Source organism: Geodermatophilus obscurus DSM 43160 (assembly GCF_000025345.1).
Taxonomy (GTDB): Bacteria; Actinomycetota; Actinomycetes; order Mycobacteriales; family Geodermatophilaceae; genus Geodermatophilus; species Geodermatophilus obscurus.
Genome location: NC_013757.1, coordinates 4,619,143 through 4,645,821 on the forward strand (window position 1 = coordinate 4,619,143; position 26,679 = coordinate 4,645,821).

Annotated in this window: 24 protein-coding genes; 8 read left to right on the forward strand and 16 right to left on the reverse strand. The window is 74.4% G+C overall.

Annotated elements, in window-relative coordinates:
- Complete coding sequence (gene upp / locus GOBS_RS21465; protein WP_012950367.1) at positions 1-624, reverse strand: uracil phosphoribosyltransferase; 624 nt, start codon at positions 622-624, stop codon at positions 1-3.
- Positions 625-793: 169 nt separating this feature from the next.
- Between upp and GOBS_RS21470 the strand changes: the two genes are divergently transcribed.
- The 6 genes from GOBS_RS21470 to GOBS_RS21495 all read left to right on the forward strand — a co-directional run bounded on the left by GOBS_RS21470 (position 794) and on the right by GOBS_RS21495 (position 6,589).
- The gene (locus GOBS_RS21470; RefSeq protein ID WP_012950368.1) at positions 794-1,255 is read left to right on the forward strand and encodes a GNAT family N-acetyltransferase; all 462 of its coding nucleotides are present in this window, start codon (positions 794-796) and stop codon (positions 1,253-1,255) included.
- A 304-nt stretch (positions 1,256-1,559) separates the two neighbouring features.
- Positions 1,560-1,805, forward strand: a complete 246-nt coding sequence (locus GOBS_RS28325; RefSeq protein ID WP_012950369.1) for a hypothetical protein — start codon at positions 1,560-1,562, stop codon at positions 1,803-1,805.
- The gene (deoC, locus tag GOBS_RS21480) at positions 1,802-2,815 is read left to right on the forward strand and encodes a deoxyribose-phosphate aldolase (protein WP_012950370.1); all 1,014 of its coding nucleotides are present in this window, start codon (positions 1,802-1,804) and stop codon (positions 2,813-2,815) included. The genes GOBS_RS28325 and deoC overlap by 4 nt, the downstream gene beginning before the upstream one ends.
- Positions 2,815-4,257, forward strand: a complete 1,443-nt coding sequence (locus GOBS_RS21485) for an aldehyde dehydrogenase family protein (RefSeq protein ID WP_012950371.1) — start codon at positions 2,815-2,817, stop codon at positions 4,255-4,257. Before deoC ends, GOBS_RS21485 begins: the two co-directional genes overlap by 1 nt.
- On the forward strand, positions 4,254-5,120 hold the full coding sequence (locus GOBS_RS21490) for an aldehyde dehydrogenase family protein (RefSeq protein WP_012950372.1): 867 nt from the start codon (positions 4,254-4,256) through the stop codon (positions 5,118-5,120). Before GOBS_RS21485 ends, GOBS_RS21490 begins: the two co-directional genes overlap by 4 nt.
- 35 nt (positions 5,121-5,155) lie before the next feature.
- A complete protein-coding gene (locus tag GOBS_RS21495; RefSeq protein WP_243697565.1) occupies positions 5,156-6,589 on the forward strand; it encodes a hypothetical protein in 1,434 nt (477 codons plus the stop codon).
- 219 nt (positions 6,590-6,808) lie between these two features.
- On the opposite strand, the gene GOBS_RS21500 is transcribed toward GOBS_RS21495, so the two are convergent.
- From GOBS_RS21500 to GOBS_RS21545, 10 genes are all read right to left on the reverse strand, one after another.
- On the reverse strand, positions 6,809-8,335 hold the full coding sequence (locus GOBS_RS21500) for a DEAD/DEAH box helicase (RefSeq protein ID WP_012950374.1): 1,527 nt from the start codon (positions 8,333-8,335) through the stop codon (positions 6,809-6,811).
- 231 nt (positions 8,336-8,566) lie between these two features.
- Positions 8,567-9,643 carry an adenosine deaminase gene (locus GOBS_RS21505; protein ID WP_012950375.1) on the reverse strand — a complete coding sequence of 359 codons (1,077 nt, stop codon included), beginning with the start codon at positions 9,641-9,643 and terminating at the stop codon, positions 8,567-8,569.
- 44 nt (positions 9,644-9,687) lie between these two features.
- The gene (locus tag GOBS_RS21510; protein ID WP_012950376.1) at positions 9,688-10,506 is read right to left on the reverse strand and encodes an ABC transporter permease; all 819 of its coding nucleotides are present in this window, start codon (positions 10,504-10,506) and stop codon (positions 9,688-9,690) included.
- Positions 10,503-11,408, reverse strand: coding sequence for an ABC transporter ATP-binding protein (locus GOBS_RS21515; RefSeq protein WP_012950377.1), 906 nt, complete (start codon positions 11,406-11,408; stop codon positions 10,503-10,505). The genes GOBS_RS21510 and GOBS_RS21515 overlap by 4 nt, the downstream gene beginning before the upstream one ends.
- Positions 11,409-11,575: 167 nt before the next feature.
- Positions 11,576-12,853, reverse strand: coding sequence for a thymidine phosphorylase (locus GOBS_RS21520; protein WP_012950378.1), 1,278 nt, complete (start codon positions 12,851-12,853; stop codon positions 11,576-11,578).
- Positions 12,850-13,257: a cytidine deaminase gene (locus GOBS_RS21525; protein WP_012950379.1), complete on the reverse strand. Its 408-nt coding sequence runs from the start codon at positions 13,255-13,257 to the stop codon at positions 12,850-12,852. The genes GOBS_RS21520 and GOBS_RS21525 overlap by 4 nt, the downstream gene beginning before the upstream one ends.
- The gene (locus GOBS_RS21530; RefSeq protein ID WP_012950380.1) at positions 13,257-14,534 is read right to left on the reverse strand and encodes an ABC transporter permease; all 1,278 of its coding nucleotides are present in this window, start codon (positions 14,532-14,534) and stop codon (positions 13,257-13,259) included. The genes GOBS_RS21525 and GOBS_RS21530 overlap by 1 nt, the downstream gene beginning before the upstream one ends.
- On the reverse strand, positions 14,531-15,733 hold the full coding sequence (locus tag GOBS_RS21535) for an ABC transporter permease (protein ID WP_012950381.1): 1,203 nt from the start codon (positions 15,731-15,733) through the stop codon (positions 14,531-14,533). Before GOBS_RS21535 ends, GOBS_RS21530 begins: the two co-directional genes overlap by 4 nt.
- The gene (locus tag GOBS_RS21540; protein ID WP_012950382.1) at positions 15,730-17,304 is read right to left on the reverse strand and encodes an ABC transporter ATP-binding protein; all 1,575 of its coding nucleotides are present in this window, start codon (positions 17,302-17,304) and stop codon (positions 15,730-15,732) included. The genes GOBS_RS21535 and GOBS_RS21540 overlap by 4 nt, the downstream gene beginning before the upstream one ends.
- 236 nt (positions 17,305-17,540) lie before the next feature.
- The gene (locus GOBS_RS21545; RefSeq protein ID WP_243697566.1) at positions 17,541-18,605 is read right to left on the reverse strand and encodes a BMP family lipoprotein; all 1,065 of its coding nucleotides are present in this window, start codon (positions 18,603-18,605) and stop codon (positions 17,541-17,543) included.
- 244 nt (positions 18,606-18,849) lie between these two features.
- On the opposite strand from GOBS_RS21545, the gene GOBS_RS26620 reads away from it, so the two are divergent.
- Positions 18,850-20,160 carry a D-alanyl-D-alanine carboxypeptidase family protein gene (locus GOBS_RS26620; RefSeq protein WP_166487481.1) on the forward strand — a complete coding sequence of 437 codons (1,311 nt, stop codon included), beginning with the start codon at positions 18,850-18,852 and terminating at the stop codon, positions 20,158-20,160.
- Here the strand turns inward: GOBS_RS26620 and GOBS_RS21550 are convergent.
- The 4 genes from GOBS_RS21550 to hisC all read right to left on the reverse strand — a co-directional run bounded on the left by GOBS_RS21550 (position 20,042) and on the right by hisC (position 24,004).
- Positions 20,042-21,073: a YihY/virulence factor BrkB family protein gene (locus tag GOBS_RS21550; protein WP_012950385.1), complete on the reverse strand. Its 1,032-nt coding sequence runs from the start codon at positions 21,071-21,073 to the stop codon at positions 20,042-20,044. The two genes, GOBS_RS26620 and GOBS_RS21550, sit on opposite strands and share 119 nt — an antisense overlap.
- A gap of 169 nt (positions 21,074-21,242) precedes the next feature.
- Complete coding sequence (locus GOBS_RS21555) at positions 21,243-21,809, reverse strand: 2'-5' RNA ligase family protein (protein ID WP_012950386.1); 567 nt, start codon at positions 21,807-21,809, stop codon at positions 21,243-21,245.
- The gene (gene trpS, locus GOBS_RS21560; RefSeq protein ID WP_012950387.1) at positions 21,806-22,828 is read right to left on the reverse strand and encodes a tryptophan--tRNA ligase; all 1,023 of its coding nucleotides are present in this window, start codon (positions 22,826-22,828) and stop codon (positions 21,806-21,808) included. The genes GOBS_RS21555 and trpS overlap by 4 nt, the downstream gene beginning before the upstream one ends.
- A 63-nt stretch (positions 22,829-22,891) precedes the next feature.
- On the reverse strand, positions 22,892-24,004 hold the full coding sequence (gene hisC / locus GOBS_RS21565; RefSeq protein ID WP_012950388.1) for a histidinol-phosphate transaminase: 1,113 nt from the start codon (positions 24,002-24,004) through the stop codon (positions 22,892-22,894).
- Between the two features lie 69 nt (positions 24,005-24,073).
- On the opposite strand from hisC, the gene galE reads away from it, so the two are divergent.
- Positions 24,074-25,024 carry a UDP-glucose 4-epimerase GalE gene (gene galE, locus GOBS_RS21570; RefSeq protein WP_012950389.1) on the forward strand — a complete coding sequence of 317 codons (951 nt, stop codon included), beginning with the start codon at positions 24,074-24,076 and terminating at the stop codon, positions 25,022-25,024.
- Positions 25,025-25,083: 59 nt separating this feature from the next.
- Here the strand turns inward: galE and GOBS_RS21575 are convergent, their stop codons facing one another.
- Entirely contained in the window at positions 25,084-26,418 is a 1,335-nt protein-coding gene (locus GOBS_RS21575; RefSeq protein WP_012950390.1) for a hemolysin family protein, read from the reverse strand.
- Positions 26,419-26,679: the final 261 nt, after the last annotated feature.

Consider the following 26,679-nt stretch of genomic DNA (forward strand, 5'->3'; position numbering starts at 1 on the left):
TCAGACCGCCCCGAACTGGCGGTCGCCGGCGTCCCCGAGGCCCGGGACGATGTAGGCCTTGTCGTTGAGCCCCTCGTCGACCGAGGCGGTGAACACCCGCAGCGGCAGCCCGCTCCCCTCCAGACGGCGGATCCCCTCGGGAGCGGCCAGCGCGCAGAGCACGGTGATCGAGGTGGCGCCGCGCCCGGTCAGCAGCCCGCAGCAGTGCACCAGCGACCCGCCGGTGGCCAGCATCGGGTCGAGGACGAAGACCTCGCGGTCCACCAGCGACGCCGGCAGCGAGGCCATGTACGCCTCCGGCTGGAACGTCTCCTCGTTGCGGGCCAGGCCGACGAAGCCCATCTGCGACTCCGGCAGCATCCCGTGCGCGGTGTCGGCCATCCCGAGCCCGGCCCGCAGCACCGGCACGATCAGCGGCGGCGCGGCCAGCCGGTAGCCGGTGGTCGCGGTGACCGGCGTGGTGATCCGCTCCTCCGCGACCGGCAGGGCGCGGGTGGCCTCGTAGACCAGCATTTGGGTCAGCTCGGCCAGCGCCGCGCGGAACGCCGCGTTGTCGGTCCGCTCGTCCCGCATGCGGGTCAGGCGGGCACGGGCCAGCGGGTGGTCGACGACGGTGAGCTGCACGCGGGCCACCGTAGCGGCCGGGTGGACCCCACCTCCTGGCGCTGGCACGATCCCCGGCGTGACGACGACGCAGGAGTGGCGCCGCCCGTAGGTGGCTGCCCTCGTCGTCCGGCCCACCCGTCCCCGGTGGGCCGCGCACCCGGTCCACCTCCGTCCGGGGAGACCGCCCGTGCCCTCGATCGAGCTCCGCCCCCTGCAGCCCGACGCGGCCGGCGAGCTGCTCCCCCTGCAACGCGCCGCCTACGTCCCCGAGGCCCAGCTGTACGGCGACGTCCGGCTGCCGGCGCTGGTCCAGACCCTCGACGAGCCCGCCGACGAGCTCACCCGCAGCAGCTGCCTGGCAGCACGTGCGGGCAGCCGGCTCGTCGGTGCGGTGCGCTCCCAGGAGCGGGACGGCGTCCTGCACGTCGGCCGGCTCATCGTCGCGCCGGACCTGCAGGGCCGGGGCATCGGCACGCGACTGCTGCTGGCCGCGGAGCGGACGACGCGACTCGCGCGGGCGGCCCTGTTCACCGGCGCACGCAGCACCGCCAACCTGCGGCTGTACCGCCGGCACGGCTACGTGGACGCCCACCGCGAGACCGTGCGCCCCGGCCTGGAGCTCGTGCACCTGGTCGAGGAGCTCCGGTGAGCGAGCTGCGCGGGGCGACCGACATCGGGGACTTCCTGGTCAGCGCCCGGTCGTTCGACGAGTACCGCGCGATGTTCGCCCTGACCGACGCCGACCTGCGCGGCCGCGTCCTCGACTGTCCCGGTGGTGGCGCCTCGTTCACCGCGGCGGCCCGGGCCCGCGGCGCGGACGCGTTCGCGGTGGACCCCATCTACGCGAGCCGACCGCGCGAGTTGGTCGCCCGCCTCGACGCCTCTCCTCGCACCTGCTGTTCACCTACGCCGACCGGCTCGACGCCGGGTTCCACGTCGCCGCCCTGCGCGAGATGGCCCGCGTGGGCACCGAGGTGCGCGTCTACCCACTGGTCGACCAGGCCGGCCGGGCCCTGCCCGACCTGCTCGCCTCCGTGGTGGCGGAGCTGGGCGGTGCGGGCGTGCAGGTGCGGGTCCAGGACGTCCCCTACGAGTTCCAGCGCGGCGCGCGCAGCATGCTGCGCCTCCGGTCGGCCCCCACCCGCACGGGTGTGCGGGGCGCGGGGGCGCCGGACACGCGAGGGAGAATGCGCACATGACCCACGTGCTCGACCCCGACCCGCCGGCGGCGGCGAACCCGCCGCGGCGCGAGCCCCTGGCGCCGTACCGCGACGTGACCCGTTCCGACGCCGCCTTCCGGGCCTTCCTGCACGGCCTGCCGGGCGTGGACCAGGTCGGCGCGGAGTCGCGGGTCGCCGTCCTCGGCGCCCGGTCGATCAAGACCACCGCCAAGGCCTGGGCGATCGACACCGCCATCTCGATGGTCGACCTCACCACGCTCGAGGGCGCCGACACCCCGGGCAAGGTCCGCAGCCTGGCCGCCAAGGCCCGCCGCCCCGACCCGGGTGACCCGACGACCCCGCCGGTCGCGGCGGTCTGCGTCTACGGCGACCTGGCCGGCGTCGCGAAGGAGGCCCTGACCGGAACGGGCATCTCCGTCGCCGCCGTCGCCACCGCCTTCCCCAGCGGCCGGGCCAGCCGGGCGGTCAAGCTGGCCGACGTCCGCGACGCCGTGGCCAACGGCGCCGACGAGATCGACATGGTCATCGACCGCGGCGCCTTCCTCACCGGCCGGTACCTGGACGTCTACGACGAGATCGTGGCCGTCAAGGAGGCGTGTTCCCGGCCTGACGGCGCCGCCCCCGCCCACCTCAAGGTCATCCTCGAGACCGGCGAGCTGGTCACCCTGGACAACGTCCGCCGCGCCTCCTGGCTGGCGATGCTCGCCGGCGGCGACTTCATCAAGACCTCCACCGGCAAGGTCTCCCCCGCGGCCACCCTGCCGGTCTGCCTGGTGATGCTGGAGGCGGTCCGCGACCTCCGCGCCGCCACCGGCCGGCAGGTCGGCGTCAAGCCCGCCGGTGGCATCCGGACGACGAAGGACGCGATCAAGCACCTCGTGCTGGTGAACGAGGTCGCCGGCCCCGACTGGCTCTCCCCCGACTGGTTCCGCTTCGGCGCCTCCAGCCTGCTCAACGACCTGCTCCTGCAGCGGCAGAAGCTGCGCACCGGCCACTACTCCGGCCCCGACCACGTGAGCGTCGACTGATGACACGACTGTTCGAGTACGCCCCCGCCCCCGAGTCGCGGTCCGTCGTCGACGTCGCGCCGTCCTACGGCCTGTTCGTCGACGGCGAGTTCGTCGACGGGTCCGGCGCGCCCTTCACGACGATCAACCCGGCCACCGAGGAGGTCCTCTCCGAGGTCGCCTCGGCCACCGACGCCGACGTCGACCGCGCCGTCCGCGCCGCCCGTCGCGCGTTCACCCGCGTGTGGGGGCCGATGCGCCCGGCCGACCGCGGCAAGTACCTGTTCCGCATCGCCCGGCTGCTGCAGGAGCGGGCGCGGGAGTTCGCCGTCCTGGAGTCGCTGGACAACGGCAAGCCGATCCGGGAGTCCCGCGACGTCGACGTCCCCCTGGCGGCGGCGCACTTCTTCTACCACGCGGGATGGGCCGACAAGCTGGACTGGGCGGGCCTGGGCCCCGGCCCGAAGCCGCTGGGCGTGGCCGGCCAGGTCATCCCGTGGAACTTCCCGCTGCTGATGCTGGCGTGGAAGGTCGCCCCGGCGCTGGCCACCGGCAACACCGTCGTCCTCAAGCCGGCCGAGACCACGCCGCTGACCGCACTGCTGTTCGCGGAGGTCTGCCGCCAGGCCGACCTGCCACCGGGCGTCGTCAACATCGTGACCGGGGCCGGCGAGACCGGTCGGGCCGTCGTCGAGCACGAGGACGTCGACAAGGTCGCGTTCACCGGGTCGACGGAGGTGGGCCGCTCCATCGCCCGCGCGGTCGCCGGCACCCGCAAGAAGCTCACCCTGGAGCTCGGCGGCAAGGCGGCCAACATCGTCTTCGACGACGCCCCGATCGACCAGGCCGTCGAGGGCATCGTGCAGGGCATCTTCTCCAACCAGGGCCACGTCTGCTGCGCCGGCAGCCGGCTGCTGGTGCAGGAGAACGTCCACGACGAGGTCATCGCCTCGCTGCAGCGGCGCATCGGCACCCTGCGCCTCGGCGACCCGCTCGACAAGAACACCGACATCGGCGCGATCAACTCCGCGGAGCAGCTGGCCCGCATCCGGGAGCTGTCCGAGATCGGCGAGGCCGAGGGCGCGAACCGCTGGCAGCCGGCCTGCGAGCTGCCCGAGCGCGGCTTCTGGTTCCCGCCGACCGTCTTCACCGACGTCTCCCCCGCGCACCGCATCGCCCGCGACGAGGTGTTCGGGCCGGTCCTCTCGGTGCTCACCTTCCGCACGCCCGACGAGGCCGTCGCCAAGGCGAACAACACCACCTACGGGCTCTCGGCCGGCATCTGGACCGAGAAGGGCTCGCGGATCCTCGCGATCGCCGACCGGCTGCGCGCCGGCGTGGTCTGGGCCAACACCTTCAACAAGTTCGACCCGACGTCGCCGTTCGGCGGGTACAAGCAGTCCGGCTACGGCCGCGAGGGCGGCCGGCACGGGCTCGCCGCGTACCTGGAGGGGGTCCAGTGAGTGACCGGCTCGCCGTCCGCAAGACGTACAAGCTCTACGTGAACGGCGCGTTCCCGCGCTCGGAGTCCGGCCGCACCTACGAGGTCACCGACGCCAGGGGCGGCTTCCTCGCCAACGCCGCGCAGGCCTCCCGCAAGGACGCCCGGGACGCCGTCGTCGCCGCCCGCGCCACCTTCGCGAAGTGGTCGGGCGCCACCGCCTACAACCGCGGCCAGGTGCTCTACCGGGTCGCCGAGGTGATGGAGGGGCGGCACGCCCAGTTCTGCGAGGAGGTCGCCGCCGGCGAGGGCCTCTCGACATCGCGGGCGCGGGCCGCCGTCGACGCCGCCATCGACCGCTGGGTCTGGTACGCCGGGTGGACGGACAAGCTGGGCGCCGTCCTCGGTGGGGCCAACCCGGTCGCCGGGCCGTACTTCGACTTCTCGCTGCCCGAGCCGGCCGGCGTCGTCGCCGTCCTGGCGCCGCAGCGCTCCTCGCTGCTGGGCCTGGTCAGCGTGCTCGCCCCCGTGCTGGCCGGCGGCAACACCGCCGTCGTCGTCACGTCGCACGCCCGGCCGCTGCCGGCCGTCACCCTCGGCGAGGTGCTGGCCACCAGCGACGTCCCGGGTGGGGCGGTCAACCTGCTCACCGGGGACGCCGGCGAGCTCGGCCCGTGGCTGGCCGAGCACGACGACGTCGACGCCGTCGACCTCACCGGGGCCCCGGCCGACCGCGCCATGGAGCTCGAGCGCCTCGCCGCCGGCAGCATCAAGCGGGTCGTGCGGCCGCCCGCCGAGGAGCCGGACTGGTCGGCCGACCCGGGCCTGTCCCGGCTGACGCCGTTCCTGGAGACCAAGACCGTCTGGCACCCGATGGGCCTGTAGATCCCGAGCGCGCGGGAGGGAGCGCACCCGGCAGGATGGGGCCCGTGGCCCGGCCCAGCATCGTCCCCATCGCCCTCACCGTCGACGACCGCACCGGCTTCACCCTGTGGGCCCCGCCGTGGGAGGAGGACGGCGAGGAGTGGCAGGCGTTCCTCGGCACGTCCGAGGACGACCGGGCCCGCGTGCACCTCTTCCCGACGCCCGCGGCGCTGGCCGCCTTCTGCCGCACCCGCACCGACCACGACCTCGCCGACCACCCGGTCTGGCCGGTCGTGGTCGGGCTGGGTGCGGCCGACCTGACGCCCGACGACGACCACCGCTACGACCTCGACGGCGTCTACGACATCGCCGCCGAGAACCCCGACCGGTGGGCGGTCGAGGAGCTGGCCGCGACCATCGACATCGTCACCCGGCTGGCCGAGTGCCTCGACACCGGCGATGACGAGCTGACCGACCCGGACGACGACCCGGACGTCGACGACGACATCGAGCTGGAGCGCCGGTCGGGCGGGGACGCGACCCGCGGCGGGGAGTTCGGCGCGCTCGCCGAGCTGGTCTCCCGGCCGGAGGTCGGGTCGCTCGGGCTCGGCGTCGAGGCCTTCCTCGGCCGCTCCGGCGAGGACGCCTGGGTGGGTGTCGGCGGAGCCCTCGACGACCTGTGGGAGGACGTCCTCGAGGAGCTGGGCGCGCACCTGGACTGGACCGGCGGGGGCACGGTCGCCATCGAGGACTACCCCTCGGCGGCCGAGGCCGACGACGAGGACGACGAGTTCGACGACGAGGCCGACGACACCGAGGACGCCGCCCCCGCAACGCGCCCGGCCGGCGGCTCGACCGCGGCCTCGGCGGCAGCGGCCGGCGTCAGCACCATCGCCCGTCCCGGCCGGATCGCCGCCCCGCCGGCGGAGGTCGCCAAGGCCGCCGAGTTCTGGGAGGCCGTCGGCATCCTGCCGGTGGAGGTGGTCGTGCCGGAGGGCTCCGGCGTCACGCTGCGCTGCTACGTCGACGACCGGGCCCGCTTCCTCGGCCGGGACGGCGAGGTGTTCCTGTTCCCCTCCCCCGCCGACCTCACCCGCTTCTGCCGCGGGGACGAGGCCCACGACCTCACCGAGATCGCCTCCTGGCCGGAGGTCGCCGACACCGACACCCCGCCGCTGCCGGCCGACCAGGACCGCTACGACCTCACCGAGCTCACCGAGGTGCTGGCAGAGGTCGCCGGCGGCGCGGCCGGGCTGGTCGACCACCGCGTCCTCGCCCAGCAGATCGACGGCGTCCGCGACGTCGCCGAGTACGCCGGGCTCACCCGCGTGGACGAGCTGCTGCGCCCGGACGCGCCGCTCGGCCAGGCGGTGGCGCGCGGGGAGCGGCAGCCCGACGCCCCGCTGCGCGCCGAGGACGCCGCCGTCCTGCGCCCGGCCTGGGACCAGGTCGTCACCGAGGTCAGCGGGGCGCTGGTCTTCCGCGACTGAGGAAGGACCCCCTGCCCCCACCGCTCGCCCCGCCCCTGAGTTGGTCATGGGGTTGTTGCTGCCGGGCACACCGGCGGCGGCGCGTCCGCGAGCGACAACCCCATGATCAACAGCGATGGGGGGCGAGGCGGCCGAGACACCCACCACGAACGGCAGCGGCCGGTCCCGGGGATCCGGGACCGGCCGCTGCCGTTCGTGACCCTGCAGGAGGGTCCTTCCTCAGTCCGCCGACCGCTCGGGCCGCCGGCCCTGACCGCGGTACTGGCTGGGACGACGCTCGCCGCGCTCGCCGTACGGACGGTCGCCGTTCCCGCGGGAACGCTCGCCGTACGGCCGCTCGCCGAACGCCGGACGGTCGCCGTCCCGGCGCGGCCGCTCCCCGTGGGGACGGCGCGGCCGGTCACCGTCGCGGCGCGGACGCTCGCCGTCCCGGCGGGGACGCCGGCCACCGGGACCGCCGTGCCCACCGGAGGGACGCCGGGACTCGCGCACCGGGCGCTCCACCGGCTCGACGTGCACGCCGCTGGCGATGAGCTCGGCGATCGGGGCGTCGCCCGGACGGACCCGGGAGACCTCCGGCTCGATCTTGGCCTGGCGGAACCGGCGCTTGGCCTGGCCCACCTGGTCGGGCAGCAGCAGCGAGACGACCACGCCGCCGGCGCCGGCGCGGGCGGTGCGGCCCGAACGGTGCAGGTAGGTCTTGTGGTCCGCCGGCGGGTCGTAGTGCAGCACCAGCGAGACGTCGTCGACGTGGATGCCGCGGGCGGCGACGTCGGTGGCGACCAGCACCGGGCTGCGGGCGTCGGTGAACTCCTCCAGCGCCCGGCGGCGGGCGCCCTGCGGCAGCCCGCCGTGGATTGCCTCGGCCTTGATGCCGGCGGCCTGCAGGTTGCCGGCGAGCCGGTCGGCGCCGAGCTGGGTGCGCACGAAGATGAGCGTGCGGCCCGGCCGGGCGGCCAGCTGCTCGGTCACCGGCACCTTGTCCCGGAAGGCGAGGCTGTAGGCCAGGTGCTCGGCCGGCGGGGCGTCGTCCCCGGCGCGCTTGACCTCGTGCCGGGCCGGGTCCTTCAGGTAGCGGCGCACCAGGGTGTCCACCTCGCCGTCCAGCGTGGCCGAGAACAGCAGCCGCTGGGCGTCGGGGCGGGTCTGGTCGAGCAGCTCCTGCACGACCGGCAGGAAGCCCAGGTCGGACATGAAGTCGGCCTCGTCGATGACGGTCACGGAGACTTCGTCGAGGGTGACCTCGCCCTGGCTGATGAGGTCCTGCAGCCGGCCGGGGGTGGCGATGACGGCGTCCACGCCACGGCGCAGCTGCTGGATCTGCCGGTACATCGAGGCACCGCCGTAGACGGTGGTCAGCTGGACGCCGATCGACTGGCCCAGGGGTGCGAGGTTGTCGAACACCTGCTGGGCCAGCTCGCGGGTCGGCACGAGCACCAGCGCGCGCGGGGCACGCGGGCCCCGCCGGGCGGTCTCGCCCAGGCGGGCGAGCATCGGCAGGCCGAAGGCCAGCGTCTTGCCCGAGCCGGTGGCGGCCTTGCCCAGCACGTCGCGCCCGGCGAGGGCGTCGGGCAGGGCGGAGGCCTGGATGGCGAAGGGGTGCCGGATGCCGCGCCGCTCGAGCGCGGTCACCAGCTGCTGGGGCAGGCCCAGCTGGGCGAAGGTCGGGCCGCTCGGCTCGGCGGGCACCTCGACCTCGGCGATCTCAGGGGTGGTCTGGACGTCGACAGTGTCGAACGTGGTCATGCGGGTGTGGGACTCCGATGCTTCTCGGCGCGCGTCCCGTGGTGGTGCGCGGACACCGTCGATCGGCGTCCTCACTGGCGATCACGACGTCAGGAGACGCTGCGGATCTGCACGGATGCGCTTCTGCCCGGACGGACCGTCCGGAGAGGATGACCGGCGACTGCCGGTACACCTACCGTAGCAGCGCAGGTCGAGCCGGGATTCCCGCGACGGAGGTGGCCCCCGCCACGCTCAGCCGCGCAGCGCCGCGTACCCCGGGCGGACGACGTCGGCCAGCAGCCGGGCCCGCTCGTCGTCGGGCAGGAACGCGGCGGCGAGCGCCCGCTCGGTCACCGTCCGGACGTCGTCCCAGCCCCAGCCGAAGGTGCCGGCCACGTCAGTGAGCTCGCTGGTGACCGAGACGCCGCTCATCAGCCGGTTGTCGGTGTTGACGGTGACCGCGAAGCCCAGCCGGTGCAGCCGGTCGACCGGGTGCTCGGCCAGCGACGGGTAGGCGCCGGTCTGCACGTTGGACGACGGCGCGACCTCGAGCGGCACCTGCCGGTCGAGCACCCGCTGCGCCACCGGCCCGAGGGTGCCGTCCCCGGCGACCTCGTCGGCGATGCGCACCCCGTGGCCGAGCCGCTCGGCGCGGGCGCCGTCCAGCGCGGCGACGATGCTGTCGATGCCGGCCGCCTCGCCGGCGTGCACGGTGCGGTGCGCCCCGGCACGGTCCAGCAGCGCGATGGCCGACGGGTGCCGGTCGGGCGGGAAGCCGATCTCCGGGCCGGCCAGGTCGAAGCCGGCCACCCCGGCGTCGCGGTGGCGGACCACCAGGCCGGCGACCTCGTCCCAGCGGTCGTTCTGCCGCATGGCGCACAGCAGCGTGCCGACCGTGATCGGCGTGCCCGCCGCGGCGGCCTCCGCGCCGCCCTTGGCGAACCCGTCGAGGATGGCCTCGACGGCCTCCTCGATCGGGGTGCCCTGCGCCGTCAGCAACTCGGGCGCCATGCGGACCTCGGCGTACACGACGCCGTCGGCGGCCAGGTCGAGGGCGCACTCGTGGGCCACCCGGGCGACCGCCTCGGGCCGCTGCATCACCGCGACGGTGTGCGCGAAGGTCTCCAGGTAGCGCACCAGCGAGCCGGAGTCGGCGGCCTGCCGGAACCAGCGACCCAGCTCGTCGGCGTCGTCCGCCGGGAGGTCCCGGTAGCCGGCCTCGTCGGCGAGCTCGAGCACCGTCTGCGGCCGCAGCCCGCCGTCCAGGTGGTCGTGCAGCAGGACCTTCGGCGCGCGGCGGATCGAGTCGGCGTTCAGCGGTGCGGGCACCTCCCCATTCTCGTCAGCGGAGCCCGCCCGCTTGAGCCGGGGAGTCAGCCCTCGCGGTCCTGCCAGCGGAAGGTCGCCGCGCAGAGCACGAGTCCGGCCACGCACCACAGGCCGAGCACCAGCGCGACGGTGCCGAGCTCCCACGACCCGGCCGGCTCCCGGGCCGCCAGCGCGTCGGGGAGGAACACCGAGCGCAGTCCCTGGGCCAGCCACTTCACCGGGAAGACCGCGGCCACGTCCTGCAGCCAGCCGGGCACCTGGTCGAAGGGCAGGAAGACGCCGGAGACGAACTCGAGGACCAGCGCGATCGGGGTGACCGTCGCCGACGCCGACCGGCCGTTGCGGGCCAGCGTCGACACCACGATGCCCAGCAGGGTGCACGCCGCGGCGCCGAGCACCGACACCCAGGTGAAGGTCAGCCAGTCGGCGCCCGAGGGCAGGTCGATGCCGTACACGAGGACGCCGACCAGCAGCAGCAGCGCGATGGTCGCGACCGCCACCGCGAGCACCTGCACGACCTTGCCGGCGAAGTAGGCGCTGGCCGGCATCGGCGTGCCGCGGAGGCTCTTGAGCGTGCCGTCGGAGCGCTCGCCGGCGATGTGGATCGCCATGTTCTGCAGGCTGGCGCCGACGATGCCGGCGGTGATCACCCCGGCCATGAAGTACTGCGGGAAGTCGACGCCGGTGCCGAGGTCGTAGTCGAGCACCGCGCCCAGGCCCAGCAGCAGGATGACCGGGAAGACGAGGGTGAAGACCACCGACTCCCGCTGCCGGAAGAACTCCTTAAGCTCGACGCCGGCGCGGGTGAGGCAGACCCGGCCGAGCGGGGGCAGCGCGGTCCGCTCCGGGGCGGCGGTGGTCACGAGTTGTCCCCGATCATCTTCAGGTAGACGTCCTCGAGCGTGGGCCGGGCGACGGTCAGGTCGGGCACCTCGCCGGGGAAGCGGGCGGCCAGCTCCCGCACGAACGCGGTCGGCGTCGCGGTCTCGGCGGTGCGCCGGACGCCGTCCTCGGTCCAGCGGACGACGGCGGGTGCGGTGCCCCGCCCGCCCAGTGCGGCGGGGACGGCGACCTCGGCGAGCTGGCCGCGGGCGAGGACGCCGACCCGGTCGGCCAGCGCCTCGGCCTCGTCGAGGTAGTGCGTGGTGAGCAGCATCGTGGTGCCCAGGTCGCGCAGCGAGCGGATCAGCGCCCAGAACTGCCGCCTCGCCTCGGGGTCGAAGCCGGTGGTCGGCTCGTCGAGGAAGAGCAGCCGCGGCCGGCCGACGATGCCCAGCGCCACGTCCAGCCGTCGGCGCTGGCCGCCGGACAGGGTGCGGGCGCGGGCGCCCGCCTTGTCGGTGAGCCCGACCAGCTCCAGCACCTCGCCGGGGTCGCGCGGCTCGGCGTAGTAGGACGCCCGCGCCCTCAGCAGCTCGCGGACCGACAGCTGGCTGTCCCCCGCGCCGGACTGCAGCACGATGCCCAGCTGCGCCTTCCAGCGCCGTCCGCCCCGGGCCGGGTCGACGCCGAGGACGCGCACGTCGCCGCCGTCCCGCTTCCGGTAGCCCTCCAGCACCTCGACGGTGGTGGTCTTGCCGGCGCCGTTGGGACCCAGCAGCGCGAAGATTTCGCCGCGCCGGATGTCGAGGTCCAGGCCGTCGACGGCGGCGCGGTCGCCGTAGCGCTTCACCAGGCCGCGGACGGAGATGGCGGCGTCCGGGTCCAGCGGGTCGCCCGGCTGGGGCCGGTTGTCGGCCACCACGGGCGCGGACGGACTCGTCACGGGGACACAGTCTCCCACCTCGTCATCGCGGCCCTCCGGGCCGCACCGCGGCCAACGGCCGTCCCCGACCTGCAGCCCCTGCCCGTCGCAACGAGATCTGCACAGTGGCGGCCATCAGGAGGCGGGAGGCCACCACTGTGCAGATCTCACGGGACGGGGTGGGGCGCTCAGGCCGTGATGCGGTCCAGCAGCAGCGGCAGGGGCTGCTCACCGGTGTCGACGCCGACCGCGCCCTCCAGCGCCTCCAGCGCCCGCGGGATGCGGTCCGGGTCGTCGGTGTGCAGCTCCAGCAGCGGCTGACCGGCCACCACCTGCTCGCCCACCCCGGCGGTCCAGGTGACACCGGCCGCCGCGGACACCGGGTCCTCCTTGCGCGCCCGCCCCGCACCCAGCCGCCAGGCGGCCACGCCGAAGGCGTAGGCGTCCAGCCGGGTCAGCGTGCCGGTGGCCGGAGCGACCACCACGTGCTTCTCGGCCGGGTGCGGCAGCGGCGCGTCGGGGTCGCCGCCCTGCGCGCTGATCATCCGCCGCCAGACGTCCATGGCCCGCCCGTCGCGGAGGGCCTCGGCCGGGTCGACGTCGCCCCGCCCGACGCCGGCCAGCATCTCGCGGGCCAGCGCCAGGGTCAGCTCGACGACGTCGGCCGGGCCACCGCCGGCGAGCACCTCCACCGACTCGGCCACCTCGACGGCGTTGCCGGCGGCGCGACCCAGCGGCCGGTCCATCGCGGTCACCAGCGCGACCGTGTGCACGCCGGCCGCCTCACCGAGGCCGACCATGGTGCGGGCCAGCTCGCGGGATGCCTCGGGGTCCTTCATGAACGCGCCCGACCCGGTCTTCACGTCGAGCACCAGGGCGTCGGCACCCTCGGCGATCTTCTTGCTCATGATCGAGCTGGCGATCAGCGGGATCGACTCGACGGTGCCGGTGACGTCGCGCAGCGCGTACAGCTTCTTGTCCGCCGGCGCCAGGTCGTTGCCGGCCGCGCAGATGACCGCGCCCACCTCGCGCAGCTGCGCCAGGTAGGCCTCCTCGTGGACGTCGGCCCGCCAGCCGGGGATCGACTCGAGCTTGTCCAGGGTGCCGCCGGTGTGGCCCAGGCCCCGCCCGGACAGCTGCGGCACCGCGACGCCGCAGGCGGCGACCAGCGGCGCGAGCGGCAGCGTGGTCTTGTCGCCGACGCCGCCGGTCGAGTGCTTGTCGGCGGTCGGCCGGCCGAGCGGGGACAGGTCCTTGCGCTCGCCGGAGTCGATCATCGCCTGCGTCCAGACGGCGAGCTCCTCGGGCGCCATGCCGCGGAAGAACACCGCCATGAGCAGCGCGCTGACCTGCTCGTCGGGCACGACGCCGCGGGTGTAGGCGTCGATCACCCAGCGGATCTGCTCGGCGCTCAGCCGCCCGCCGTCCCGCTTGGTGCGGATGACGTCGATCGCGTCGAAGGTCACCGCCCGGCCGCCCTCTCCAGGTCGTCGGGCCCGAAGGCGTCGGGCAGCACCTCGCGCATCGGCACGATCCCCAGCGACACCGTCTCGATGAGCATCTCCGGGCCGCCGTGCTCCCACAGCAGCTGCCGGCACCGCCCGCAGGGCATGAGCGGCTGCCCGTCGCCGCCGACGCAGGCCACCGCGACCAGCCGGCCGCCGCCGGTGCGGGCGAGGTCGCTGACCATCCCGCACTCGGCGCACAGGCCCAGCCCGTAGCTGGCGTTCTCCACGTTGCAGCCGGTGACCACGCGGCCGTCGTCCACCAGCCCGGCGACGCCCACCGGGAACCGCGAGTACGGCGCGTAGGCGTGCGTCATCGCCTCCCGGGCGGCACCGCGCAGCGCCTCCCAGTCCGGTTCGGCCACTAGTGCTCTCCTCGTCGGTAGACCAACCCGTCGGCCTTCGGCATCCGCAGCCGTTGGGAGGCCAGCGACAGCACCAGCAGCGTGGTCAGGTGCGGGGTGAAGAAGACGATGCCCTCGGGCAGCCGGTCGATGGTCAGGAAGCCGACCAGCGCGGCGACGGCCACGGCCCCGGCCAGCACCGCCTGCACCGGCTTGCGGCGCACCGCCTGGTGGACCGCGACGCCGGCCAGCAGGACCGCGATGAGCAGCAGCAGGGCCACCACCGCGGTCTGGCTGCGCAGCTGCAGGGCGTCGGCGAAGCCGAACAGGCCCGCGCCGGCCGCCAGCCCCCCGGGCCGCCAGTTGCCGAAGATCAGCGCGGCCAGGCCGATGAAGCCGCGGCCGCCGGTCTGCCCCTCGCGGTAGATGCCGGCGACGAACACCAGGAAGACGCCGCCGAGCCCGGCCAGCGCGCCGGAGACGATGACGGCGAGGTACTTCAGCCGGTAGACGGGCACGCCCAAGGAGTCCGCGGCGGCCGGGTTCTCGCCGCACGAGCGCAGCCGCAGGCCGAACGCGGTGCGCCACAGCAGCAGGTAGGACACCGGGATCAGCAGGACGGCGAACAGGGTCAGCAGGCCGACGCCGCTGGTCAGCCCGCGCAGCAGGCCGGCCAGGTCGCTGAGCAGGAACCAACCCCGGCCCTCGAGGTCGCCGAGCAGGTCCGGCCCGGAGGACAGCAGCGGCAGCGACAGGGACGGCGGGTCGCTGGCCAGGGACGGCGACTGCGTCGGGCCGCCCCCGGTGTCCTCGGTGAACAGCAGCTCGGAGAGGAAGCGGACGACGCCCCCGGCGAGGATGTTGATCGCCACGCCGGAGACGACGTGGTCGACGCCGAAGGTGACCGTGGCGATCGCGTGCAGCAGGCCGCCGACCGCGCCGAAGACCACGCCGCCGAGGACCGCGCCGACCCAGCCCCACTGGTAGCCCGCCCACCCGGCGCCCCAGGTGCCGAGGACCATCATCCCCTCGAGGCCGATGTTGACGACGCCCGCGCGCTCGGACCACAGCCCGCCGAGGGCGGCCAGGCCGATGGGGACGGCGAGCAGCAGTGCCGCCGCGAGGGTCGACGACGAGGTGAGCTCCTGCTCCCCCGAGACGACCCGGACCAGCGAGAACAACAGCCACAGGCCGGCAAGCAGCCAGAGCACCCGCCGGGCCCGGCCGCCGCCGGTGAGCAGGTCGGTCAGGGGGCCGCGGCTGGGCCGGCCGGTGCGGGTCGTTGCCGTGGCGCTCATGCCTGCACGTCCTCGGGGGCGCCGGTGCGGACCCGCTGCCCGCCGTCCGGGCCGGGAGGCGGTGGCGCGCCGTCGTCCCCGCCCGAGTCCGGGCCGGGACCGGCGGACGCGCCGGCCCGCTCGGCCGAGCGCAGCGCCAGGCGGCGGGCGACCTCGTTGGCGATGACGACGGCGAGCACGATCGTGCCCTGGATGATCGTCACGACCGAGGACGGGATGTCGGCGAACTGCAGCGGCAGCGCGGCCCGGTCGAGGAAGGCGAACAGCAGCGCGGCCAGCGCGATGCCGATCGGGCTGCTGCGGCCCAGCAGGGCGACGGCGATGCCGAGGAAGCCCAGCCCGGCGGTGAACTCGGTGCCGTAGTCGTACTGCGAGCCGAGCAGGTCGGGTAGGCCGATCAGCCCCGCGATGCCGCCGGAGATGAGCATGGTCTTGACCACCATGCCGCGGGCGTCGACGCCGCTGGCGGTGGCCGCCGAGGGCGACAGGCCGGTGGCGCGCAGGTCGAACCCGAAGCGGGTGCGCTGGAGCAGCACGGCGACGACGACGCCGACCACGACCGCCACCACCAGGAAGCCGTAGAGGCCGCTGCGCGGTGCGGCCAGGCCCAGCGCGGTGAGCAGCCCGTTGAGGCTCGGCACCCGGCCGGACTCGGGGATCTCGCTGGTCGTGACGATCGAGGCACCCGGCGGGCTGCCGCGCAGCGGGCCGGTGAGCAGGAACGACGCCAGGCCCAGGGCGATGAAGTTCAGCATGATCGAGCTGATGACCTCGCTCACGCCGCGGGTCACCTTGAGCACGCCGACGATGCCGGCCCACACGGCGCCGACCACCATCGCGACGACCACGACCAGCAGCACGTGCAGCGGGCCTGGCAGCGCCACGGCCGCCCCGGCCGCGGCGGCCAGGATGGTGGCCATCCGGTACTGGCCCTCGACGCCGATGTTGAACAGACCCATCCGGAAGGCGACGGCCACGGCGAGTCCGGCGAGGAACAGCGGCACCGCCCGGTTGAGGACCACGACGATCGACTGCACCTGCTGCGAGGGGCTGTCGCCGAGGTCGACCATCACCCGGAACGCCTCGATCGGGTCCTCCCCGATGAGCGCGATGACGACCGCGGAGATCACCAGCGCGACGAGGACGGCGAACACCGGGCCGAGCAGCGAGAGCCCCAGCCGGCGGGCGAGGCCGTTCACGCCGCACCCGCCGTCGTCCGTGCGCCGGTCATGTGCCCGCCGAGCTCCTCGGGGGTCACCCGCCGCGGGTCCAGGGTGGCCACCAGCCGGCCGCGCAGCATGACGTGCAGCGTGTCCGACAGACCGATCAGCTCGTCGAGGTCGGCCGAGATGAGCACGATCCCCAGCCCCTCGGCGCGGGCGTCCTTGAGCAGCTCCCAGATCACCGCCTGGGCGCCGACGTCGACGCCGCGGGTCGGGTGGGCGGCGACCAGCAGGCGTGGCTTCGCGCTCATCTCCCGCCCGACGATCAGCTTCTGCTGGTTGCCCCCGGAGAGGGCGACGGCGAGGGTGTCCGGCCCGGGGGCGCGGACGTCGTACTCGCGCATGATGCGGGCGGTGTCGGCCCGGGCGCCGCGGCGGTCGATGAAGGGCCCCCGCACCGCCGGCGGGCGGGTCTGGTGGCCGAGGATGCGGTTCTCCCACAGCGGGGCGTCCAGGAGCATGCCCTGGCGGTGCCGGTCCTCGGGGATGAAGCCGACGCCGCCCTCCCGGCGGGCCCGGGTGCTCCAGCCGGTGACGTCCTCCCCGCCGAGGAGCACCGACCCCGCGGCCAGCGGACGCAGCCCCATGATCGCGTCGACGAGCTCGGCCTGGCCGTTGCCCTCGACGCCGGCGATGCCGACGACCTCGCCCTCCCGCACGGTGAGCGTGACGTCGTCCACCACGGGACGCCGGCCGCCGTCGGTGACCGTGACGCCGACCATCTGCAGCACCGGGACCTCGCGCACGGTCGACGTGCGGACCTCCGGGGAGGGCAGCTCGGCGCCGACCATCAGCTCGGCCAGCTGCCTGGCCGTCGTCGTCCTCGGGTCGGCCGTGCCCACCGTGGTGCCGCGCCGGATGACGGTGATCGAGTCGGCGACGCGGCGCACCTCGTCGAGCTTGTGCGAGATGAAGATGACCGTCAGGCCCTCGCGCTTGAGCTCGGCGAGGTTGGCGAACAGCTCGTCGACCTCCTGCGGGACCAGGACGGCGGTCGGCTCGTCGAGGATCAGCGTGCGGGCGTCGCGGTAGAGCACCTTCGCGATCTCCACCCGCTGCCGGTCGCCGACGCCGAGGTCCTCCACGAGGGCGTCGGGCCGCAGGCCGAGGGAGTAGCGGTCGGAGATGTCGGTGATCCGGCGGCGTGCCTCGGCGAGGTCCAGCCGGCCGGCCTTCGTGGGCTCGCTGCCGAGGACGACGTTCTCCAGGACGGTGAAGTTGTCGGCCAGCATGAAGTGCTGGTGGACCATGCCGATGCCGGCGGCGATGGCGTCGGCCGGGCTGCGGAAGGCCACCTCCCGGCCGTCGACCAGGATCTGGCCCTCGTCGGGACGGTGCTCGCCGTAGAGGGTCCTCATGAGCGTGGACTTGCCGGCGCCGTTCTCGCCCACGATGGCGTGCACCTCGCCGCGGCGGACCCGCAGCGCGATGTCCCTGTTCGCCACCACGCCCGGGAAGCGCTTGGTGATGCCGCGCAGCTCGACGGCGAGGGGGACGTCGTCCGCAGCCCCTCCGTGCCCGTCTGCGGGCGAGTCTGCTGAGGCCATGCCGGCATCTCCTCGCTGTGGACCCGCCGGTGGGCGGGAAGTCACTACGGATGGCACCGGCGCGCGGGATCAGCCGCTCCGCCGGGACCTCGGGCCCGGGGGGCCGTGGGTATGGTGCCCCACCCGCCGGGCTCCGTCCGAGCCCGGGCTGCCCCGGAACACCGCGGGCCCGGGCGATTCCCGCCCGGGCCCGCGTCGCAGGGTGGATCAGCCGTGCGGGAGCACCCGCACGGGTGTCACTCGACCGTCGTCGGGACCGTGATGGTGCCGTCGGTGATCTGCTGCGAGTACTGCTGGATGTCGTCCTGGATGTCGTCGATGAAGCCGCCCGACGTGGCCAGGCCGATGCCCTCGGTGGACAGGTCGCTCAGCACGTCCTCGGCGCCTTGGACGTTGCCCTCGGCGTAGTCGTTGATGAACTGCTCCACCGCGTTGTCGACCCGCTTGAGCATCGAGGTCATGACCACCGGCTGCAGCTCCGGACCGACGGTCAGGTACTGGTCGGAGTCGACGCCGATCGCCCGGTTGCCGGAGGCAGAGGCGGCCTGGAAGACGCCGAGGCCCGAGCCGCCCGCGGCGTGGAAGATGATGTCCGCGCCGGCGTCGTACATGCCCTGCGCCACGATCTGGCCGCGGGCGGGGTCGCTGAACCCGGAGAAGTCGCCGGCCGGCGAGATGTACTGCCGGTCGATGCGGATCTGCGGGTTGACCGCCTGCGCACCGGCGACGTAGCCGGCCTCGAACTTCTCGATCAGCGGGCTCTCGACGCCACCGACGAAGCCGATGTGGGCGCTCTCGCTCTTCAGCGCGGCCGCGACGCCGGCCAGGAAGGAGCCCTCCTCCTCGGCGAAGACCAGGCCGGTGACGTTCTCGCCCTTGGCGCCGTCGGCATTCGAGCCGTCGACCTGGGCGAACGTGGTCTCCGGGAACTGCGGGGCGACCTCGGCGATGACGTCGTCGTAGGCGAAGCCGACCGCGATGACCGGGTTGAAGCCCTGCTCGGCCAGCTGGGTGAGCAGCTCGGCGCGGTTGGAGGCGTCCTCGTTCGGGCTGAGCTCCTGCAGCTCGGCGCCGAGGGCGTCAGCGGCCGCCGAGGCGCCGGCGTAGGCCGAGTCGTTGAACGACTGGTCCCCGCGCCCGCCCTCGTCGTAGGCCAGGCCGATCCGGAGGTCCTCGGTGGCGGCGCCGCCACCGCCCCCGCCGCTGCCGGTGCCGGTGGGCTCGTCGCTGGCACAGGCTGCCAGGGCCATGCTGCCGGCCAGCAGCAACGCCGCGGCCTTCATCCTCCGCGCTCGGCGCAAGACGATCTCCTCTCTGGGGGGACGGGCCGCACGGACGAGGCGGTCCGGCCCGGTGGCTCGGGGTCGTGCGTGGCTGCCGGCGGACGCCGGTCCCTCCAGCACGCGACGAGCGCACGCTAGCTCCGCCCGGTGGCTGCGCCGAACCCCGCGTCGGAGACCGAGACGGGATCGTTGCCAACGCCGCGGCCGCAGTGGTCTGCGCCACGCGCGCCGCAACACCGGGCCGAGGGCTAGCGTGCCCGCCATGCGACGACCGGTGGCACGGCTGGCCGCCGCGGTGCTGGCGACGGGGCTGCTGTTGGGCGGCGCGGGGCCTGCGGTGGCGGAGGACGCCCGGCCCACTGCCGACCCGTCCGCGCCCACGCCCACCGCACCTCCGCCCGGCGGACCGCCCCAGGGCAGCGGGCCCGGCGGGGTGACCGTCGGCGGTGCGGAGCTCGACACCCGCGGCACCGTCGTCGCCGACGGGACCGCCCCGCTGCCGGACGAGGTGGTCGCGCCCGGGTGGCTGGTGGCCGACGCGGGGAGCGGGGCGGTGCTGGCCGCCCGCGACCCGCACGGCCGCTACTACCCCGCCAGCACGCTCAAGACCCTGACCCTGCTGACCCTCCTGCCGGTGCTGGACCCCGCCGAGGTCGTCGAGGGCACGGTCGAGGACGAGGCGGTGGAGGGCAGCCGGGTGGGCATGGTCGCCGGGGGGCGCTACCCGGTGCCGTTGCTCTACCAGGCGCTGGTGATGCAGTCGGGCAACGACGCGGCCAACGCCCTGGCCCGCGCCGCGGGAGGCACCGACGTCACCGTGCGCGCGATGAACGAGGTGGCCGGGTCGATCGGCGCCTTCGACACCGTCGCGGGGACGCCGTCCGGGCTGGACGTGGCCGGCCAGTCCTCCTCGCCCTACGACCTCGCCCTGGTCTTCCGCCGGCTGGTCGAGGACCCGGACACGGTCGCGCTGCTGCAGACGAGGCTCGCCGAGATGCCCGCGGTCGAGGGCCGCCACCCCGGCTTCCAGTTCCACAACCAGAACCCGCTGGCCGGCACCCCCGGCAACCTCGGCGGCAAGACCGGCTTCACCGATGCCGCCCGGCACACCTTCGTCACGGCCGCCGAGCGCGACGGCCGGCGACTGGTGGTCAGCGTGATGGGCACCGAGAGCGTGCCACTGCGCGCCGCCGACCAGGCCGCGTCGTTGCTGGACTGGGGCTTCGCCACCCCGGCCGGGACCGAGGGTGTGGGCCGCCTGGTCGACTCCGCCGCCGAGGTCTCCCCGCTGCTCCCCACCGCGTTACCCGGAGCGGCCGCCGCCCCGGCGTCCGCGGCCGCGGACGACGAGCGGTCCGTACTGGTGCCGGTGTCGCTGGCCGTGACCGCCGTGGGCATCGTCGTCGCCACGGTGGTCGGCGTCCGCCGGGCGATCGAGGTGGTCCCCGCGCCGGTCAGCCGGGCGCCGGAGCGCCCCGGCCGTCCGCGGCCGGGACCACCGGCTCGCGGCCCTCGGCCACCACGCGCGCGTCCCCCTGCACCTGGGGCAGGGTCGCCGTCCACGCGGCCGTGAAGAACGCGAACCGGCAGACGACGTTGATCCAGATCAGGATGCCGACCGCACCGCCGAACGCCGAGGCGGTGACGCTGCCCGAGATCAGCGACAGGTAGAGGCTGCCGATCAGCTTCATCGCCTCGAACCCGGCCGCGCCGAACAGCGCGCCGGGCAGCAGCCGGCGCAGCGGGTACGAGGTGGAGGGCACCACCCGGAGCAGCCACAGGAAGACCACGACGTCGGTGACGACGGCCAGCCCCAGGCCCAGGGCCGCGGTGAGCAGGAACAGGCCGGGGGCGTCGTCGAGGCCGAGGGCCTGCAGCGCCCACGAGGTGGCCTGGGTGACCCCGCCGGTCAGGCCGAGGCTGAGCAGTCCCGCGAGGCCGAAGGCGGCCAGCGCCAGCAGGTCCTGCAGGTTGTCGCGGAGGAACTCCGGGTCGTCGACGCGGCCCTTCCAGATGCGCTCCATGCCCAGGCGCAGCTTGTCCATCGCGCGCAGCCCGGCGTAGAAGAAGCCGACCAGGCCGATGACCCCGACGACGCCGGCGGAGCCGACCGCGCCGCGCAGCTCGCCGACGATCTCCGCGCCGGTCGGCCCGGGGAACGTCTCGCGGATGGTGGCGTAGAGCTCCTGCTGCAGCAGCGCGTTGCCGGCGAGCACCAGCCCGATGACCGACGCGACGAGCAGCAGCACCGGGACCAGGCCGAGGAACACGAAGTACGTGACGCCGGCGGCCATGAGGTCACCCTGCGTGCGCTGGTAGCGGCCGCCGGCCCGGGCCAGGTGGTCGAACCACGGGAGGCGGCGGCGCAGCTGGGTGACCCGCGCCTGCCAGCGGCCGGGCAGCTGGGTCACCCGCGACCAGCGGCCGCCGGGAGGCTGGACCTCGGCGGGCGGAGGGGCGGACCGCTCGGTCCGGGTGGCACTCACCCGCCCCAGTCTGCGGGCAGGCCGCACCGGCCGCGCCCCGGCCCTGGAGACGTGCCGGACGGCCCCCTGGTGACGCGCTGGAACGGCCTCTGACGACGTGCTCGAACGGCCCCCGTCCAGGGGCCCACCGTGAGCTTGCGAACGGTGGGGAGGACGGGGGTCCTTTCGTTCAGTGCGGCGGGCCGGTGAGGGGGTACTCGCGGGCGATCACCCAGGCGCCGTCAGGAGCCTGCTCGAACTCGGTGAAGTGCTCCACCCGGAACTCCGCCGAGAGGTCGGACAGGCCGCAGTAGACCAGGTCCAGCATGTCCCCGGGCACGTCGTGGGCCACGGTGACGTGCGGGTGGTACGGGTAGGACAGCGACCGGGCCAGCGGGCCGCGGCGGACGTCGTTGGCGATCAGCTCGCAGTTGCCGATGCCGCGGGCCACGGCGACGAAGACCACCGCCGAGACCGGCGCGAAGGTGCCGGTGCCCGACAGGTGCATGTCGAACGGCGGGTGGGTGCGGGCGACCTCGGCCAGGTGCTCGGAGATGGCCGGCCGGTGGGCGACCGGCACCTCGGTGGGCGGCAGCAGCGTGACGTGCGGAGGCACCGAGTTGGCCTGCGGGTCACCGACCTTGGCCCGCCAGTCGACGAACAGCTGCGACCAGGGCTCCGGGATGGGGACGACCACGCCCAGCACGGCGGTCCTCGCGGCGCTGCGGCTGCGCGGTACGAACGTGTCGTCGTTCATGCGGAGGACCCCGTCGGTGGCAGGAACCCGACCTTGTCGTAGACGTCGGCGACCGTGCGGCCGGCGACCTCACGGGCCCGGGCCGCGCCCTGCGCCAGGGTGCGCTGCAGCTCGGCGGGGTCGTCGAGCAGCTCCTGGGTGCGCCCGCGGACCGGCGTCACGAAGTCGCCGACCACCTCGGCCAGCTCCTTCTTCAGGTCGCCGTACCCCCGGCCGGCGAAGTGCTCCTCGAGGTCGCCGACGCTGCGCCCGGACAGCGCGCTGTGGATGGTCAGCAGGTTGGTGACGCCTGGCTTGCCCTCGGGGTCGGCCACCACCTCGCGGCCGGTGTCGGTGACGGCCGAGCGGATCTTCTTGCCCGTCACCTTCGGGTCGTCGAGCAGGTCGATGCAGCCGGCCGGCGGCAGGCTCTTGCTCATCTTCTTGTCCGGCGACTGCAGGTCGAGGATCTTCGCGGTGCCCTGCACGATGTGCGCCTCGGGCAGCCGGAAGCTGGTGCCGAAGCGGTTGTTGAAGCGGGTGGCGAGGTCGCGGGTGAGCTCCAGGTGCTGCCGCTGGTCCTCGCCGACCGGCACCCGGTCGGCCTGGTAGAGCAGGATGTCGGCGGCCTGCAGCACCGGGTAGGTGAACAGCGCGACCGAGGTGCCGGCCGCGCCCTCGCGCTGGCTCTTGTCCTTGAACTGCGTCATCCGGCTCGCCTCGCCGAAGCGGGCCAGGGACTCCATCACCCACGACAGCTGCACGTGCTCGGGTACGTGGCTCTGCACGAACAGGGTGCTGCGCGCCGGGTCGACGCCGAGGGCGAGCAGCTGGGCCGCCGACACCAGGGTGCGCCGGCGCAGCGTCTCGGGATCCCAGTCGACGGTGATCGCGTGCAGGTCGACGACGCAGTAGAAGGCCTCGTGGTCCTGCTGCAGGGCCACCCACTGCCGCAGCGCACCCAGGTAGTTGCCGAGGTGGAACGAGTCCGCCGTCGGCTGGATGCCGGAGAGCACACGGGGAAGACGCACGACGGCCATCAAACCAGCCGATCCTGCACCCCGGCGCCCAGGATCCCGAACGTCCCCGTCACCGACGGTGGTTCAGGCGACCGTCGCTGTCGACCGGGCCTGGTCCAGCGCGGCGAGGAAGACGTCGTCCTCCTCGGGCGTGCCGACCGTCACCCGGATCCCCTCCCCGGCGAAGGGACGGGTGATGACCGCCCGGGACTCCAGCGCGGCCGCCAGCCCGACGGCCTCCTCCCCGACCGGGAGCCACACGAAGTTGGCCTGGCTGTCGGACACGTCGAGGCCGCGCTCGCGCAGCGCGGCGGTGAGCCGCTCCCGCTCGGCGGTGACCGCGGCACACCGTCGGCGCACCTCGTCCTCGCTGGCCAGCGCGGCGACCGCGGCGGCCTGGGCGAGGGTGGAGACGCTGAACGGCACGTGGGTCCTGCGCACGGCGTCGGCGACGGCCGGGTCCTCGGCGACCAGGTAGCCGACCCGGAGCCCGGCCAGCCCCCAGGCCTTGGAGAAGGTGCGCAGCACCGCGACGTTCGGCCGCCCCCGCATCAGCTCCAGCCCGTCCGGGACCTCGGGGTCGGTGACGAACTCGCGGTAGGCCTCGTCGAGGACGACGAGGGTGTCGGCGGGGACGGCGTCGAGGAACCGCTCCAGCTCTCGCCGGCGCACCGCCGTCCCGGTGGGGTTGTTCGGGTTGCAGACGAAGACCACCCGGGTGCTGTCGTCGACGGCGGCCGCCATCGCCCCGAGGTCGTGGGTGTCGGCCGGGCCACCGGGGCGACCGGGCACCAGCGGCACCTGCACGGCCCGCGCCCCGGCCACCCGGGCCAGCAGCGGGTACATCTCGAAGGAGCGCCAGGCGAAGGCGATGCCGGTGCCCGGGTCGTTGAACGACTGCGCCAGCTGCTGGCAGAGCATCACCGCACCGCAGCCGGTCACGACCTGGTCGGGGTCGACGCCGTAGCGCTCGGCGAGGGCGGCGGTCAGGACGACGGCGCCGTTGTCGGGGTACCGGTTGGTCTCCCCCGCGGTGGCGGCCAGGGCCTCGACGACGGCCGGCAGCGGCGGGAACGCCACCTCGTTGCTGGCCAGCTTCACCGCCCGCTCGACGCCGATCTCCCGGGCGAGGTCGGCGGGGTTGCGGCCCGGCCGGTAGGCGGGCAGCTGCTGCACCGCCGGTCGTGCGCTGACCACGTCCGAACCTCCTGACCGCTCCTCCGCGTCGCGCCCATGGGCGACCGCGGGCGGACTTAGGGTGGGCGCATGCGCGTTCTCGTCGCCGGTGGAGCCGGCTACATCGGCAGCGTAGTCACGGCGGCTCTCCTCGAGGGGGGTCACGAGGTGACCGTCCTCGACGACCTCTCGACCGGGCACGCCGACGCCGTCCCCTCGGGGGCCCGGTTCGTGCAGGCGTCGCTGCACGACTCCGCGCCGGTCCTCGCCGACGTCCGCCCCGAGGCGGTCCTGCACTTCGCGGCCAAGAGCCTGGTCGGTGAGTCGCAGGTCAAGCCGGAGATCTACTGGGACACCAACGTGTCCGGGACGCTCGCGCTGCTCGAGGCCATGCGCGCGGCCGACTGCCGGCGGATCGTCTTCTCCTCCACCGCGGCCACCTACGGCGAGCCCGAGCAGGTGCCGATCCGCGAGGACGCCCCGACCCGGCCCACCAACACCTACGGCGCCACCAAGCTCGCCGTCGACGCCATGCTGACCTCGTACGCGGCCGCGTACGACTTCGCGGCGGTGAGCCTGCGCTACTTCAACGTGGCCGGCGCGGCCTACGGCCTCGGCGAGCGGCACACCACCGAGACCCACCTCATCCCGATCGCGCTGCAGGTGGTGGCCGGCCGGCGGGAGCACCTGACGATCTACGGCGAGGACTACCCGACCGAGGACGGCACCTGCATCCGCGACTACATCCACGTCGAGGACCTCAGCGATGCCCACCTGCTCGCGCTGACCGCGCCGTCCCCGGGCGAGCACCGCATCTACAACCTGGGCAACGGCACCGGCTTCTCGGTGCAGCAGGTGATCGACGCGGTCCGCGAGGTGACCGGCCACCCGGTGCCGGTCGAGGTCGGTCAGCGGCGGGCCGGGGACCCCGCGCAGCTGGTCGCCTCCAGTGACCGGATCCGCGCCGACCTGGGCTGGACGCCGAAGCACACCGACCTGGCCGGCATCGTCCGCGACGCCTGGGAGACGGCCCAGAAGTAGAAGGACCCCTCTACCCCCACCGCTCGCAGGCTCGCGGCGGGCCCCTGTAGAGGGGCCGCTCAGGTGCCGATCGTGGTGGTCGGCACCTGGGACGGGTCGACCTCGGGCTGCGGGGCGCGGCTGACCGAGATCCGCGCGATCCGCCGTCCGTCGAGCTCCAGGACGGTGAGCGTGCGCCCCTCGACCTCGACGCTGTCGCCGACGACGGGCAGCCGGCCGAGCTCGGCGAGCACGTAGCCGGCGACGGTCTCGTAGGGCCCCTCGGGCAGCTGCAGGCCGGTCGCCTCGCGGAAGTCGTCGAGGTTGAGCAGCCCGTCGAGCTCCTGCGGGCCGTCCGGCCGCTCGTCCCCGCCGTCGGCGACGCCCTCGTCGTACTCGTCGTAGATCTCCCCGATGACCTCCTCGATGAGGTCCTCGAGGGTGACGATCCCGTCGGTGCCGCCGTACTCGTCGACGACGATCGCCAGGTGCTGGTTCTCCCGCCGCATCTCCGACAGCGCGGTGAGGACGCCGGCGGTGCCCGGCAGCCGCTTGACCTCGCGGACCAGGTCGCCGACGGTCGCCGCGCGCCCGGCCGGGTGGTTGGGCAGGAACAGGTCGCGGACGTGCACGAAGCCCAGGACGTCGTCCTCGTCGCGGCCGACGACCGGGTAGCGGGAGTGGCTGGAGTCGTGCACCTGCTTGGCGGCCCGGCTGGCGGTCATCGACGCGTCGAGGAAGTCCACCTCGGTGCGCGGGGTCATGACCTCGCGCACCTCGCGGTCGCCGGCCCTGAAGACCTCGCCGATGAGCCGGCGCTCGTCGGAACTCAGCGACTCGTGCGCCGTGACCAGGTCGCGCAGCTCCTCCTGGCTGATCGACTCACCGCTGGCGGTCGGGTCCCCGCCCACCAGCCGGACGAGCAGGTTGGTCGACTTCGACAACAGCCAGATGACCGGGCGCGACAGCTTGGCGATCGCGTTGAGCGGCGCGGCGACGAGCAGGGAGAAGCCCTCGGCACGCTGCAGCGCCAGGCGCTTGGGGGTCAGCTCGCCGACCACCAGGGACAGGTAGCTGATCGCGATGGTGACCAGCACGAAGGCCAGCGGGTCGGCCAGCCCGGCGCGCATGCCGAGGGTGATGAACCACTCGCCGAGCGGCTGGGACAGCGTGCTGGCACCGAACGCGGCGGAGAAGAAGCCGGCCAGGGTGACGCCGACCTGGACGGCGGCGAGGAAGCGGTTGGGGTCGCTGAGCAGCCGCTGCACCGCCTGGCCGCGGCGTCCCCCCGACTCGGCCAGCGCGCGCACCTGCGACTCGCGCAGGGACACCAGGGCGATCTCCGCCCCCGAGAAGACGCCGCCTATCAGGACGAAGACGACGACCATCAGGATGTTGAGCCAGACGTCGCTCACCGGCGGCGTGCTCCTGTCGGGTGGGGCTGGGGGACGACGTCCATGCTGCCCGCTCGGCCTCCCAGGAGCACCATCCGGGCGACGTCGGTCGGCCCACAGTGACCTCGGCCACACCCCACTGCCGATCACGCTCTGCGTACGGCTACTCTTGCCAGAGTAACGATTCATGATCTAGCACCTGGTGAGGATCAGCCCTCGTGCACCACATGCCGGCGGGTCCGCCGCTCCCTTCCCGCATCGCCGCCTCGCTCTCCCGGTGGG

Bases quoted from the DNA above. Each gene is read 5' to 3' on its own strand.
- deoC (WP_012950370.1), top strand. From the start codon at position 1,802: ATGACCCACGTGCTCGACCCCGACCCGCCGGCGGCGGCGAACCCGCCG.
- GOBS_RS21500 (WP_012950374.1), bottom strand. From the start codon at position 8,335: ATGACCACGTTCGACACTGTCGACGTCCAGACCACCCCTGAGATCGCC.
- galE (WP_012950389.1), top strand. From the start codon at position 24,074: ATGCGCGTTCTCGTCGCCGGTGGAGCCGGCTACATCGGCAGCGTAGTC.
- GOBS_RS21540 (WP_012950382.1), bottom strand. From the start codon at position 17,304: ATGGCCTCAGCAGACTCGCCCGCAGACGGGCACGGAGGGGCTGCGGAC.
- GOBS_RS28325 (WP_012950369.1), top strand. From the start codon at position 1,560: ATGGCCCGCGTGGGCACCGAGGTGCGCGTCTACCCACTGGTCGACCAG.
- trpS (WP_012950387.1), bottom strand. From the start codon at position 22,828: ATGGCCGTCGTGCGTCTTCCCCGTGTGCTCTCCGGCATCCAGCCGACG.
- GOBS_RS26620 (WP_166487481.1), top strand. From the start codon at position 18,850: ATGCGACGACCGGTGGCACGGCTGGCCGCCGCGGTGCTGGCGACGGGG.
- GOBS_RS21555 (WP_012950386.1), bottom strand. From the start codon at position 21,809: ATGAACGACGACACGTTCGTACCGCGCAGCCGCAGCGCCGCGAGGACC.
- GOBS_RS21530 (WP_012950380.1), bottom strand. From the start codon at position 14,534: ATGAGCGCCACGGCAACGACCCGCACCGGCCGGCCCAGCCGCGGCCCC.
- GOBS_RS21495 (WP_243697565.1), top strand. From the start codon at position 5,156: ATGGGGCCCGTGGCCCGGCCCAGCATCGTCCCCATCGCCCTCACCGTC.
- GOBS_RS21485 (WP_012950371.1), top strand. From the start codon at position 2,815: ATGACACGACTGTTCGAGTACGCCCCCGCCCCCGAGTCGCGGTCCGTC.